The 13779-nt window shown below is 40.9% G+C and carries 11 protein-coding genes and 1 tRNA gene; 2 read left to right on the forward strand and 10 right to left on the reverse strand.

Annotation, left to right across the window (positions count from 1 at the left end; translation table 11 throughout):
- The first annotated feature begins 56 nt into the window (after positions 1–56).
- Positions 57–133, forward strand: a tRNA-Asp gene (locus tag PSE72_RS04230).
- Positions 134–216: 83 nt separating this feature from the next.
- Here the strand turns inward: PSE72_RS04230 and PSE72_RS04235 are convergent.
- The 6 genes from PSE72_RS04235 to PSE72_RS04260 all read right to left on the reverse strand — a co-directional run bounded on the left by PSE72_RS04235 (position 217) and on the right by PSE72_RS04260 (position 6973).
- Entirely contained in the window at positions 217–927 is a 711-nt protein-coding gene (locus tag PSE72_RS04235) for an ArsR/SmtB family transcription factor (RefSeq protein WP_115167769.1), read from the reverse strand.
- Between the two features lie 113 nt (positions 928–1040).
- Positions 1041–1364 carry an antibiotic biosynthesis monooxygenase family protein gene (locus PSE72_RS04240; protein ID WP_115167768.1) on the reverse strand — a complete coding sequence of 108 codons (324 nt, stop codon included), beginning with the start codon at positions 1362–1364 and terminating at the stop codon, positions 1041–1043.
- Positions 1365–1482: 118 nt separating this feature from the next.
- Positions 1483–1815, reverse strand: coding sequence for a YfiM family lipoprotein (locus PSE72_RS04245; RefSeq protein WP_115167767.1), 333 nt, complete (start codon positions 1813–1815; stop codon positions 1483–1485).
- 67 nt (positions 1816–1882) lie between these two features.
- Positions 1883–3238 carry a CDP-diacylglycerol--serine O-phosphatidyltransferase gene (gene pssA / locus PSE72_RS04250; protein ID WP_217007951.1) on the reverse strand — a complete coding sequence of 452 codons (1356 nt, stop codon included), beginning with the start codon at positions 3236–3238 and terminating at the stop codon, positions 1883–1885.
- Between the two features lie 159 nt (positions 3239–3397).
- Positions 3398–6043 carry a bifunctional acetate--CoA ligase family protein/GNAT family N-acetyltransferase gene (locus PSE72_RS04255; RefSeq protein ID WP_115167766.1) on the reverse strand — a complete coding sequence of 882 codons (2646 nt, stop codon included), beginning with the start codon at positions 6041–6043 and terminating at the stop codon, positions 3398–3400.
- 228 nt (positions 6044–6271) lie between these two features.
- Entirely contained in the window at positions 6272–6973 is a 702-nt protein-coding gene (locus PSE72_RS04260) for a tRNA-uridine aminocarboxypropyltransferase (RefSeq protein WP_115167765.1), read from the reverse strand.
- 169 nt (positions 6974–7142) lie between these two features.
- On the opposite strand from PSE72_RS04260, the gene PSE72_RS04265 reads away from it, so the two are divergent.
- On the forward strand, positions 7143–8237 hold the full coding sequence (locus PSE72_RS04265) for a tRNA/rRNA methyltransferase (protein WP_115167764.1): 1095 nt from the start codon (positions 7143–7145) through the stop codon (positions 8235–8237).
- A gap of 159 nt (positions 8238–8396) precedes the next feature.
- On the opposite strand, the gene emrB is transcribed toward PSE72_RS04265, so the two are convergent.
- The 4 genes from emrB to PSE72_RS04285 form a co-directional block, all read right to left on the reverse strand.
- On the reverse strand, positions 8397–9935 hold the full coding sequence (emrB, locus tag PSE72_RS04270; RefSeq protein WP_115167763.1) for a multidrug efflux MFS transporter permease subunit EmrB: 1539 nt from the start codon (positions 9933–9935) through the stop codon (positions 8397–8399).
- 14 nt (positions 9936–9949) lie between these two features.
- Complete coding sequence (gene emrA, locus PSE72_RS04275) at positions 9950–11131, reverse strand: multidrug efflux MFS transporter periplasmic adaptor subunit EmrA (RefSeq protein ID WP_115167762.1); 1182 nt, start codon at positions 11129–11131, stop codon at positions 9950–9952.
- A gap of 216 nt (positions 11132–11347) precedes the next feature.
- Positions 11348–11863: a transcriptional repressor MprA gene (gene mprA / locus PSE72_RS04280; RefSeq protein ID WP_109913276.1), complete on the reverse strand. Its 516-nt coding sequence runs from the start codon at positions 11861–11863 to the stop codon at positions 11348–11350.
- Positions 11864–12525: 662 nt separating this feature from the next.
- Positions 12526–13725: an MFS transporter gene (locus PSE72_RS04285; RefSeq protein WP_115167761.1), complete on the reverse strand. Its 1200-nt coding sequence runs from the start codon at positions 13723–13725 to the stop codon at positions 12526–12528.
- Positions 13726–13779: the final 54 nt, after the last annotated feature.

Below are 13779 nucleotides of genomic sequence, written 5' to 3' on the forward strand. Positions count from 1 at the left end.
AATTAAAGGTTTATTGCTCAATTAGCGGTAAACAGCCGAAAGGCAAAAGAATAAGTGGAGCGGTAGTTCAGTTGGTTAGAATACCTGCCTGTCACGCAGGGGGTCGCGGGTTCGAGTCCCGTCCGTTCCGCCACTTATCGAAGCCTCGCGATAAAAATCGCGAGGCTTTTTTGTGTTGATAACATACTGAATTTTATCGATAATGCCTATTTTAGATTAAACTATATTAATATCAAAAATACGTTTTAAAGCTTTTTTACCATTGGAAGTAAAAGTAATTTCTCTATAGCCTTTTGCTTTATCTATCCATCTATTTTTTTCAAAGAATTGTAGTAGCAAGGCTCCTGCAAGTCCTCCTAGGTGCATACGTCTTTCACTCCAATCCAAGCAAGCGCATGCTATTTTTCGTTTTGTATGAGGAATAATATCTATTCCAAATTTTTTAAATTGCGCCATACCAATATCTGATAACTTGTTTTCTTTAGCGGTAAACCAACCATTTTTATCCATAAATTCGTAGATCTGAACAGCAGCTTCCCCTGCTAAGTGATCATAGCAAGTACGTGCTTTTCGCAGATGAATAGGTGTTGCTATTGTTGGGGTATACTCTAATTTCATGGATACCCCCATTAATGTTTCTAATAATTCGGCAATATCTGAGCCTGCAAGTCGGTAATACCGGTGCCTTCCTTGAGATAGACAGCTAATTAAGTGGCTATTTAATAGCTTAGTGAGGTGTGCGCTCGTTGTTGATGGTGCTATATCTGCAACTGCACTTAATTCTGTTGCTGTCCATGCCCTACCATCCATTAATGCACACAAAATGCTGACTCTTGAAGGGTCAGCAATCGCAAATGCAACTTTTGCGATAGATTTCTCTAACGGTTCTTTCTCTTCAATGAGAATACTATTTTTGCTTGGTATCATATGGTAGGTTTTCCCACTTCTTTGTAACTTCAGCAGTTAATATATTATTGTCTGTTATTAATATTAGCCTGTTATTATGGTCACCTACTTGGTTTTCAAGAATCACATGAATATCATACATTAAAATTATCCTCTTTATGGAATGAGTAATCCTTTAGGGTATGGGCAACTCGAATTCGATAATGAGAAAAAATGGTTTGTTGTCCTTCAACTTGCGCTTCAATATGCATGAAATGTTTTTTCCAATTTTTTACGGCTTCTTCTGTTTCCCACCACGAAAGAGAGAGTATTTTTCCTTCAGTGGTTATACTTTGAAAACGTTCAACCGAAATAAATCCTTCTATGCGCATAAGTTCAGATTTTAGTTGACCGGCTAGTTCAAAATAACGATTTTTTTGTTCTGGTACTGGGATGGCTTCGAAAATCACTGCGATCATGAGTCTCTCCTTAATATTGAGAGCTCAACTATAAAGGGTTAATTAAGAGATACTTCGATGGTGAGCGAAATATTGAAAATAGCAGGGGAATTTAAAAGAATGGGAAGTAAGGAGAGGATTACTTTAAGGACTGATATAAACTATAACCCGCTATTGACCCTGCAACATCATAGGCAAAATCATGCCAACTCCACCCCGTACCAGCAGGCCGGCTATCATATAATTCTTTTGCGGCACCTAATGAAACTGAAAACAAGACCCCGAACTGCGCCGCTTCTCTGTGCTCCATATTTTGTCTATCTGCATAAGCGTTACCCGCTGCAGCCATAGCGGCTGAAAATGCAAAATGTTGTGCTTTATCTTTGCCTTGCCAATTGTCATTGGACCAATGAAAACCACTGCATCCTGTGATGGAAAATATAAGTAAGCTAAAAATTAACGGCTTAAACATATTAGGTATCATTATCCAGATGATGAATGTAAAAAGCGCCACTTAAGTGACGCTAAATTGAGATGTATTATAAAATCCGACTAATTAACCGATCCACTCGTATTCGACGTAGACGTCGGATTAATTTTTTCACTTTAACAGGATAGGTTTGAATGCTGTCTAATTCACGAAAATGGCTAACAACCTTAGTATGAGTTCGAATACACTCTAGCTCGTGATTGCGTTGCTCTTGCAATTGCTGTTTTGGGTCGTGAATTAGTACTGCGTTTTCAAGATCTAACCCCCAAGCGCGTGGGTTTAAGTTGTTACCCGTGATCAATTGCCAGTGATTATCAACCCACATCCCCTTTAGATGATAGGTATTGTCTGCGTCTTTCCAGAGCCTAACTGTTAACTGCTGGCTATCAATAAAGCGTTGCAAGCGACTAACAAAACGGCGCAGATTGATCTCATAAAGGTATGGTAACGCACCAATTATTTTAAAGGGTTCTTCTGGTGGAATGTAGAAGTCATTGGCAGTTTTGTCGCCAATGATAATTTCTACTTGTTTGCCATCACGGAGTAACCGACTAATAACTCTGACTAACACCGCAGGTAAATTAAAATAAGGCGTGCAGATTGTTAGTTTATTATTTGTTGCACCCATTAAATGAGTGATAACACTGTTTAAATCGTTTTTCTTGCCGAGGCCAACAAAGGGAGTGACAGACAACTCATCATTTGATGCGTTCCCTGAAAATTGATAGGACGCTCCCCGTAAGCCCAATCGAAATTGCTTAATTAGGTGCTTAAACTCAGCTGTTTTTGGCCGATTCGGTGTATTTAATAGATGAATGGCATCAGACTGTAGTAATGCGTCATCAATAAATTTTTTCATTGATGCGGTAAGTTGGCTGTTTTTGATAAGGTGATAACGGTCATAACGGTATTTATTATGACGCTGTAAATAGACGTCATTAATACTTGCACCGCTATAGAGCAGAGTATCATCAAATAAAAAGCCTTTTAGGTGCAGAACACCTAGTGCTTCCCGTGTATTTACAGGAATACCGTAGATAGGAATTTCAATTTCAGGGTAATGTTTTGCAACATCGTAATACCAATCGGCGTTTGTGGCATTTGCAGCAGCCCCTATCCGGCCTCGTTGAGCACGGTGCCAGTCTACGAGAATTTTGATATCCAATGATGTATTAGCTTGTTTTGCAGCATATAGAGCATGAAGTACGTCTTTACCTGCATCGTCTTTCTCTAAATACAAAGCCGTTATGTAGATAGTATTTTGAGCCTGAGAGATTTGTTTAAGCAGTTCATCACGAAAATCTTCTGTCTTATATAGCGTTTTTACATCAGCAATTTCTTGAGATAGTTTTGGCAAACTGACCAAATATTGTTGATGTTTTGCTTGTTTTAATTTTGACAACATCACAGTGTGAATTTTCTCTTATTAGTCTAATAGCAACTCGCTTTGCGCACATTTTTAAGCGAATGATCTATGGATGATAGCATATTTAGCCAAACCATTTAGTATAAATTGACGACTTGTTTAATTACTATACAAGTTGAGCCGTATTCTTGGATATTTCTATAAGTGCAGTGTCAGATTAACCACTCCATCTTCAAACTGAACATCAATTTCAAAGCCGAGTTTTTTCGCTAGGCTAATCATATTACGGTTTTCAGGCATAGTTATTGCCGTCAGTTTTTTAATGCCATGGCTCCGAGTATAGTTAAGTAACTTTTGCATAAGTTGATAACCGAGCGTTTGCCCCTTCATGTCGGAACGAACCAGTACTGCAAACTCAGCTTCTTGGTTATCAGGATCTGCCATCGCCCTTGTGACACCAATAATTTCAGGGGTCGTATTGGGTTTTTTTACCGCAACAAAAGCCATTTCTCGGTCATAATCAATCTGTGTCATATTGGCGAGATCATCATGGGTAAACTCGCTAATTTCGCTAAAGTAGCGATAATAAAGATCCTCTTTAGTAACTTGTTCTATAAAGGATTTTAGCAAAGGCTCATCTTCAGGGAGGATCGGACGTAGTAAGCAAGTAAGGTCTTCTTTTAAATGAATCGTTTCTTCGAGCTCACTAGGGTAAGGGCGAATTGCCAACCTTGATGTTGTTGCATCATCTGTTGGGCTTAGAGTCATGGAGACATCAAGTAACGTAAATTCATCCCCTGAGGCAAGCAATGGGTGAATGTCTAGCCTTGTAATATTCGGGCAGTCAATAATTAAATTTGAAACACGCACTAATAAAGCTGACAATCCTATGATATTTAAGGGTTCTAAAGCACTTCGAGATTTGATTTTGTAACTTTTGATGGCATTAATAACTTGGTAGCGAGCTAAAGCCATATTTAGCGGGGGAAGAGCGACAGCAGCTTGACTTTCTTGTTGCCACTCAATACCGCCTTCTCCTAACATGATGAGAGGGCCAAAAACAGGGTCTAGCTCAACAGCGATTCTAAGTTCTTGAGCGCCAGCTCGATTGGCCATACTTTGTACCAATAGGCCCTCAATTCGTGCGTTAGGGAAATTTGTTGAAACACGCTCCATAATTGCTTTGGCGGCATCTTCTACCTCTTTAGCATTACGCAAGTAGAGCATGACCCCTTGTACTTCTGACTTATGAACAATATCAGGAGAACGCAATTTCAAGGCGACGGGATAGCCAATTTTTTCTGCAATTTCAATTGCTTCATTACTAGAGTGCGCTATCCATGTGGGTAAGCTATTTAACCCATATGCTTTTAAAATAGGCTGAACTTCGTGTGTATCCAAGTGTAGCTTATTACTTTCCAGTGCTTGTTGAATATATTCATGAGCTTGTTGAGTATTTGCTGTAATACCAATAGGTAGGGCCGGGGTTTCTTTGAGTTGTTTTTGGTTACGGCGATATTCCACCATATGCATGTATGCTGTGATTGCCCCTTCTGGCGTACGGTAGGTTGGGATCCCAGCTTCACTAAATAGCCGGCGAGATTCTTGAGATGAATATTCTCCACACCAGTTGGTTAAGATGGTTAGCCATTTCCCTCGTGGGTGCTGCTTAATCGTTTTAATAATTTTTTCTGCCATGGTTTTACTTTCCGTTATCGCACTGGGAGTGTGGATAAGCAATAAAGCGTCATGGTCGTGGCTGTCGAGCATTTTGTTCAGTACATTGATATAGCGTTCAACAGTGGAATCATCCCCCAAGTCAATCGGGTTTTGCGTCGATAAATCAAGAGGTAACAGTGAGCTTAATTCATTTTCTGTTTCAACACTTAACGTTGCAAGTTTGCCACTACGCAAGAGAAGTTCGTCTAATGCCATCGCTGCGGGTGCAGAACCGTTGCTCATAATAGAGAGGCGTTCACCTCGTAATGGTGTCATATAGCTTAATGTTTCAACCGCAGAAAACATTTCGTGAGTATCTTGCACGCGAAGTAGCCCAGCCCGCTGGATTGCTGCGTCATAAGCGGCATCTAGACTCGGTTTATCGCCTAGAAGTTCTTGTGCTTTGCGGGTTCGACCGCTTTTTATCACCAATATAGGTTTATTACGTGAAGCACTGCGAGATGAAGATAAGAAACGTCGCGCATCACTAATGCTTTCGAGATACAGCAAAATGGCACTGGTTTTGCTATCACGGGCTAAATAATCGAGTAAATCGTCAATATCAATATCGATGCTATCACCAAGGGCAATAAAATAAGAAAAACCGATGTCTCGGTGCCTTGCCCAATCCAGAACGGTATTTGATACAGCAGCAGATTGCGAGATAAACGCGAGTTTCCCTTTTAAGATTGGAATCGGGGAGAAACTGGCATTCAATCCTTGCCATGGGGCGAGAAAACCGAGGCTATTCGGGCCTAATAGGCGAATTTGATATTGCTGGGCGACTTTTTTTAATTCATTAAACTGAATGGAAGGGGATGATAAAATAATAACCACTTTACAGCCGGCTTCCCCTAATTGCTGTAAACAGGCGATATTACGTGAGTAATGCGTGCAGATAACGGCAAGGTCGGGTTTGAGTGGCAATTTATCTATGGAAGGATAAGCAAGTACGCCAAGGACAGAGTTTCGGTTTGGGTTAACAGGTAAAATAGGGCCTTTAAAGCCGCTGGTAAGTAGGTTTTTCATCATCACCGAACCTGCTCGGCCAGGATTTTCAGATGCTCCAACGACAACGATAGACTTTGGCCTGAATAAAGATTCTAACTGACTGACTAAACCCATAGTTGATAACCCTTTGCTTTGCTGAACGAGATAAGCGTTCAATAGGTAAAAAGTGGCTGAGTGATACTTATGAATACTATGCCTTATCTTTGCGATTGCGCTAGTTTATCTGGTGAGTTTAATTAATTTATACAAGCACGTTCACGTTTTATCAGTACGATGATCTAAAAGTTATCATTTAATGGTACTAGGCTCGAAAAGAAAGAGAAAAATAGTACCAATAAATAGTTAGAGGTGAGATTCAGTGAGTAGCATCTGTGCGATAGGGTGATGCGGCTTTCCTTCAAGGTATTTTTGACGGAACAAATTGAAATGGCTAAAGAGTTGTTGTGAAGCGTCTAAATCTCCTGCTAATTCTAAAACGGTAGCTGCAACTTCAGCAGTGCAATGCTGTTCTTCTTTTGATGGGGTGCGTAACAAATAGTCTGTTCTTGCTTTGGTATTAATTGAAAGTATTGGAATATCATTAAGATAAGGACTTTTACGAAACATCTTACGAGCTTCTGGCCAGGTTCCATCGAGTAAAATAAATAAAGCGGGTTTATCCGACAAAGTAGGCTCATTGACCACAACGCGTTCATTTTGAGCGTAGCTTTCTGGAAAAATAAGATAAGGTTGCCTTGAGGTGTCTTGTAATGCCGCCAGTAGCTGGGTATCAGGCTCTGTCCTTGACCACTGAAAGGCCAAAGTGTCGGGTAAAATATCCGCAATCAATTTTCCCGTATTACTTGGCTTAAATACTTCACCATCAAACATAATCAAGCAGAATTGACTTTTTGCTTGTGACGATACGGTGTCTTGGCACAGGCATTGTGGGATAGGTAACAAGCAATATTGGCAACGTTTTACTCGGCATCCTCGCGCTTTAAACGGTTTAGTCGATAATGCGAGGCGCTGTTGACGCAGGTGATAAACGGCATTCGAAGTCATGTTGAGTGATATTTTTTAGACCTAAAATTAAAGCGCATATTGTACGCAAAACGATTTCTATGCGATAGAAGTATATTCAATAACTTTTAGATGAGATAATAGCGTGAATCGGTAGCGTAGCCATGCAACATCATGTAATCTTCGCGCCATAGCTTAGTAGGGGATAGTGATGAACGACTCGAATGATTTTAGTGGTAAAAACGGCAAAGTAAAAGTGATGTATGTCCGCAGTGAAGAGCAGGACAACAATAAAGGTAATGATAAACGCCGAGGCGGTGGCCGTGACGATAGGCGTGGTAATGACAAGCGTGGTGGCGATAGACGAGAGGGTGCCCGTCAAGATCGTGGTGGCCGCTCAAATCGCCCTGAAGGAAGTCGTGAAGGGCGTCGCTCCGATAACCGAAATGAGGCACCTCGTGAACGTTCACCATGGCGCACTGTTTCAAAGCCAGATAGCGAAGAATTAGCGAATGACCACGGCGGAATTGTTGGTAAGAGTCAAATAGATCCTGAACAACTGCGTAAGCAGCGCCAGGAAGAAACTCGTATCTATGGTGAGAATGCCTGCCAAGCCATGTTTAAAAACCGCCCTGATGCGATTGTTCGTGCATGGTTCTTACAATCCGTTACGCCGCGTTTTCGAGATGCGTTAAAATGGATGGCGGCAAATCGCAAGGCTTACCACGTGGTAGATGACGAAGAGTTATCGAAAGCATCAGGAACCGAACATCATGGTGGCGTCTGTTTTATCATCAAAAAACGTGGTGGAATGAGTGCAGATGCATACTTGCAGCAAGCGACAGGTAATGACTGCGTATTAGCACTGGAAGATGTGGGAAATCCTCATAATCTGGGCGGTATTATGCGTAGCTGTGCGCATTTCGGTATCAAGGGGGTGATTTTGCAGGATGCAGGTATGCTAGAGTCTGGTGCAGCAATTCGTACTGCAGAAGGTGGTGCTGAGCACATTAAAGCGATTGATGCCGATGGATTAACCGATACTTTAGATAAATTCCGCAAAGCGGGTTATACCATTGTGACGACTTCCAGCCATAAAGGCAGTCAAGATCTCGCAAAAGCGAAGTTACCCGCCAAAATGGTATTAGTTTTAGGCCAAGAGAGTGATGGTTTAAGTGATAGCACGTGGGATCAAGGCGATATGAGTCTGTATATCGGTGGAACAGGTAAAGTGGAAAGCTTGAATGTCTCTGTTGCAACGGGAATTATGTTGGCTCAGTGGTGGCAACAAAACCAAGTTAAATAACCCTCACGTTTTATAAAAAAATAAGGCCATACATAAAGGATGCATATCCCACTCTGTATGGCTTTTTTATTTCTGTCACAAAGACAACTTACTGAATCAGCACGAGTATTTTTCCAATAGCTTCAGAGAACCCCATAAAATTATATGGGGCTGGGCTGATTAATGAGCACCGCCGCCGTCTTTCGAACCTGCCCCAAATGGTGGCTTAGCGAACCATACAATGACCATTAGTAGGATGAAAATTCCAGCTGAGAGCCAAAATATCTCATTTGCTGACATAATCAGTCCTTGGTCAGTAATCGTTTTAGCGAGGTATGCCGCACTTTGCTGCTCATTCATACCAATTTTTGCCAGCTCGCTGTACATCTGTTGGACATTTGGGTTGTATGGGTTAACAAATTCAGCGAGGTTTTCATGATGCATTGACTCTCTTTGGGTCCACATAGTTGTGGTAATTGATGTCCCGATGGCTCCAGCTAAGGTACGAGTGAAGTTCGATAAACTGGATGCAGAGGCCATTTTCTCTGGTGGTAGACCAGATAATGTAATGGTTGTCAAAGGCATAAAGAAACAAGCGATAGCTAAGCCTTGTACAAATTGTGGCCAAGCGGCTTCAGCGAAACTCATTTCAGGTTCGAATGTATAAGCACGCCAATAGTAACAAACCGCATAGATAATAAAGCTGAATGTAACTAAATAACGCATATCAATTCGGTTACCAAAACGCCCTATAATTGGCGTAATCAGTAGCGGTAATAACCCTACAGGAGCAGAGGCTAGCCCAGCCCAGGTCGCAGTATAGCCATAAACCTCTTGTAGCAATTGCGGCAGTAGTACAATCGTCCCGAAATAGAGCATGTAAGCCAAACTTAGGGATAAACAGCCGATCGTAAAATTGCGTTCTTTAAATAGGGATAAGTCGATGACAGGATGGTCATCGGTGAGTTCCCAGACAATTAAAAAGGCGATAGCGACAACGGCAATAACGGTTAGGACGATAATTTCAGTCGAGTTAAACCAATCCAGCTCTTTGCCTTGGTCAAGCATGATTTGTAAAGCACCAATACCGACAACTAATAGTACCAAACCAATAGTATCAATACGCTGAATAGATATTTTAGTTTCACGGCCTTTTAAGGTACGCATGATGGCAAAAATGATTGCAATACTAAATGGCACATTGATAAAGAATATCCAGCCCCAATGGTAGTTATCACTAATATAACCACCAAGAATTGGTCCGCAAATAGGAGCAATAACGATAGTCATTGACCAAAGGGCGAGGGCCATGTTGCGCTTGGCTGGAGGATAATTATTAAGCAGCAGGCTTTGAGACAAAGGAATGAGAGGCCCTGCGACTAAACCTTGTAAAACACGAAATAAGATCAACATCTCTAGGCTGCCAGAAATACCGCACAGCCATGAAGTTAAAGCGAACAAGCCAGTGGACCATAAAAATAGCCTGACTTCACCGATTCTACGCGCTAACCAACCAGTAACAGGGATGGAGATTGCATTGGCAACACCAAAAGAGGTTATTACCCATGTTCCTTGTGAGTTGGAAGCCCCTAAATTTCCAGCAATGGTCGGAATAGCTACGTTAGCAATTGTGGAATCAAGAACTTGCATAAATGTTGCCAACGAAAGGGCAATCGTCATCCATGCGAGTTTTGATCCCGTTAAAGGTGCTGTCGTCACGATTGCACCTCCACCTATTGATTTCCTAGGTTATTATTAATTATCTCAGTAACTATTTTGTCTGCAGGAGACATATCCACAGCTAATGCAGCAGTATGGTAAGCAGGGGTAGCGCGCATCCCTTTAGAAAGCACTTTGCCGTTTTTATCTAATGTATCAACCGTAACTTCGGTGGATAAACCGATACGTAGTGGATGCTCTTCAAGCTGAGTTTCATCTAAGGCAATACGCACGGGGAGGCGTTGGACTACCTTGATCCAGTTACCACTGGCATTTTGTGCAGGTAATAAAGAGAATGCGCTACCTGTTCCCATATCAAGCCCAACTACAGTACCGTTAAACACGATATCTTTACCGTAAAAATCAGTCGTGACTTTCGCAGGTTGGCCGATACGCATGTCCGCAAGTTGTGTTTCTTTAAAGTTCGCATCAATCCACATACCATTGGAAGGGACAATGGCCATTAATGGTGTTGAAGGGGTGATTTGTGAACCCACTTGCACACTGCGACGTGAAACATAGCCATCAACAGGGCTGACGATCTTCGTCCGTTGTAGGGTGAGCCAAGCGTTTCTAACTTGTGTCGCGGCCTGTTCTACTGCGGGTTGTTTTTCAATTGCGGTATTCAAAACAATGGCTTGATTAGCATTATATTGCTCTATTGCCATGTCTAATGCTGCTTTTGCACTGACAACGGCTTCTCTTGCGTGTTGTAGTTCTTCTTTACCGATGACATGGCTACTGCCTAAAACTTCGCGACGTTTTAAATCATTCTGTAAGCGGTTTAATTCAGACCGTTTTACGTCGATATTGGCTTGTAGCTGGCGGCTATTAACCATGTGCTGACGAGTCTGGCGTACACTGTTCGCTAATTCTGTTTTTGCTTTATCGAGTGTTAATTCTGCATCACGTGGGTCTAGTTCAACCAAAACAGTTCCACTTGTCACGAAATCGGTATTATCCACATTGACTGTCATAACGCTCCCAGAAACTTGGGATTGTATTTGTACTTGGTTACCCGCGACATAAGCGTTGTCAGTTGATTCATAGTGGCGAAGAACGAGATACCAGTAGACCACCCAGCCAACGCCTATAATAATAAATAATAGAGTCAAAAAGATAAGCGCACTTTTGCGTTGTCTTTTTTTATTTCGTTGGGGAGTTTGCGTTTGTTGCATTTCCTCAGGGGAACTCATACTCGTATTTCTCCACTTCTATGGATAAGGATCACGGTTGTTTCCAGTAGTTAGGTATTAACCACTGGAAACTGAGACTACAAATGATTTTGCTGTTTGATGGGATATCGTAAAGCATAAGGCTGAAAGGATAATGAAATATTATTGGCTGAAAAGTATTTTTTCAGCTTTGAGCTAAAGAATGGCTCAAATACATTAACCTTGCAATTTCTGTGGTCAATCTTTTATAGTATCTAGTTTTGTCAGTAATTTACGCATCAGCGTGTCAAGCTGTTGTTTTTCATCAGTATCTAAAACAGACCAAATATCAATTAATGCGCTGTGTTGAGGTGGCAATAGACCATTTAAAAATTCAGTCCCTTTTTCTGTGAGGTGTAGATGAAGGCAACGTCTATCGTTGTGACTTTCTTTGCGTTCAATCCAACCATTTTTTTCCAGTTCATCTGCAATTCGTGTCGCATTGGTTCTTGAGGAACCAAGAGCAGCACTGAGTTCAGATGGCTGAATACTGCGGGAGTCTTTTGTATCAAGGATCATGAGCGCCATAAACAGTGTTTCATTAATACCTTGAGACCTTAACATATTATTCCGAGTTTCAAGTAATTTCCCATGAACATGCATGCATAAGCGTGTTAGCAGAATTTCTTGATACGGAATAGGACTTTCATGTGAATCTTGTTGTTCTACACGAGCATTGAGTAGCTCTTCAGTCGGTGTAAATGAACTTTCCATTATTGGGATACCTTATTAGTTTCAGTTGGTAAGATTACAACTGTCATCAACCATCTAAATGGTATATTAAAAGATAGAATTAGCAATTATACTTAATTAATATCGCCGATTTTATTTTGATAATGATACATGATTCATAAATTTTATGAATGTAATTCGCCAGTTTTAGTATAGCCTATCGACTATTTCACTCAGAGTGCGTTAATTTTGACTATAAAACAACCAACCTAATGCTAAATTAAAGGCTAATTCCAATCATACAAAACAATATATAATCACATGACATTAACTCAATACCATTTTTTTTGTTACCCAATAATTACAAGTTAGATAGATATTTTCAATGTGTAGGTGTAATTACTTATTTTTGTATAATTAAAACATTATTTGATGAAACAGTAATTTAATTTATTAACAGGAATACTACCTTTTTATCGAGTCATTGTATTTGTTTAACTGTGTCATTCACTAATATTTACTTTGTTTACTATTACAGTTGATAACTATCAGTTCTGTGATGGGCTGCTTATTTATTCAATATTCAACGTATTGGATGGATAAAATTGAACCGTATATTTTTAATGCATTATAACTTTTTATATATTGATGTGTGGGCTCGTCAATTTTATCTAAAAATGTATTGATATCGGTATAAGTCATATTTACTCATCAGTTGTGGTGATGACGGGATCAAATCGAATCCCGATAACCCAAATAATTAAACTTATGGTGGTCAAGATTGCACCTGCAACCGCAACACCCTCCCAACCCGCATGTTCATAGGCATAACCTGAAAGGAGAGACCCTAGAGCGCCTCCAATAAAATAACTAGTCATATAGCCAGCGGTTAGGCGGTTACGAGCTTCTGGTAATATACGATATAACGTACTCTGACTAGTGACATGGACGGCTTGCACTGCAAGGTCTAACACTAATACACCAATGATAAATGCGACGAGGGAATATTTAGCTAAGCCGATAGGTATCCAGGACAATAGCAATAATACCAATCCAATAGTCGTAATGCGCTTTCCTTTTCCTTTATCGACAAGATGCCCTGCTTGGGAAGCCATAAGTGCACCTGCAGCACCGACTAAGCCAAATAAACCAATAGTCCCTTCGGAATAATTGAATGGCGGGCTGGCTAACAAGAAAGCCATTGCGGTCCAAAGTAAACCAAAATTAGCAAATGATAGTGCACCGAGAGAAGCGCGTACCGCGAGCACTGGAGTGCCGAAAAATAGCCGGCCAATAGAGCAAATCAGCTGAAAGTAGTTTAAGTTAGTTTTTTGATGATAACGTGGAAGTTTAATGGCTAGAACAATCATTAATAGCATCAATAGCGTAAAGGCCACCCAATAGATAGCACGCCAGCCACCGACCATAGCAACAGCACCCGATACAGTTCTCGCAAGTAAAATACCTAGCAATAAACCACTCATAATCATTCCTACCGCTTTGCCTCGTTTATGTGGCTTAGCAATAGATGCCGCGAGAGGGATCAGAACTTGTGCAACAACAGAAAATAGCCCTGTAAGGGCGGTACCTAAAAGGATTTGCCAAATATTATTTGAAAGCGCTGTAATTAATAACCCTAATGCAGAAAGAAAGGTCATGGTTAAAATTAAGCGTTTACGCTCAAATAAGTCGCCCAAAGGGACTAAAAATAGTAAACCTGCGGCATAACCGAGTTGGGCGGCGGTGACAATAAACCCAGCCATATTGGTTGTTAAATTAAACTGCCCCGCAATGGTCTCTAAAAGCGGTTGAGCATAGTAATTACTGGCAACGACAAGGCCTGTGGCAATGGCCATTAAAATAGTGAGGCCCGTTGTCAACTCTGCAGTTTGGGTCTGTTTCATGAGGATCACCTATTATTAGCTAGGTGACTACTATAAACAAAATTTATTACCTTG

This window comes from Providencia sp. PROV116 (genome assembly GCF_028482485.1).
Classification (GTDB): domain Bacteria; phylum Pseudomonadota; class Gammaproteobacteria; order Enterobacterales; family Enterobacteriaceae; genus Providencia; species Providencia rettgeri.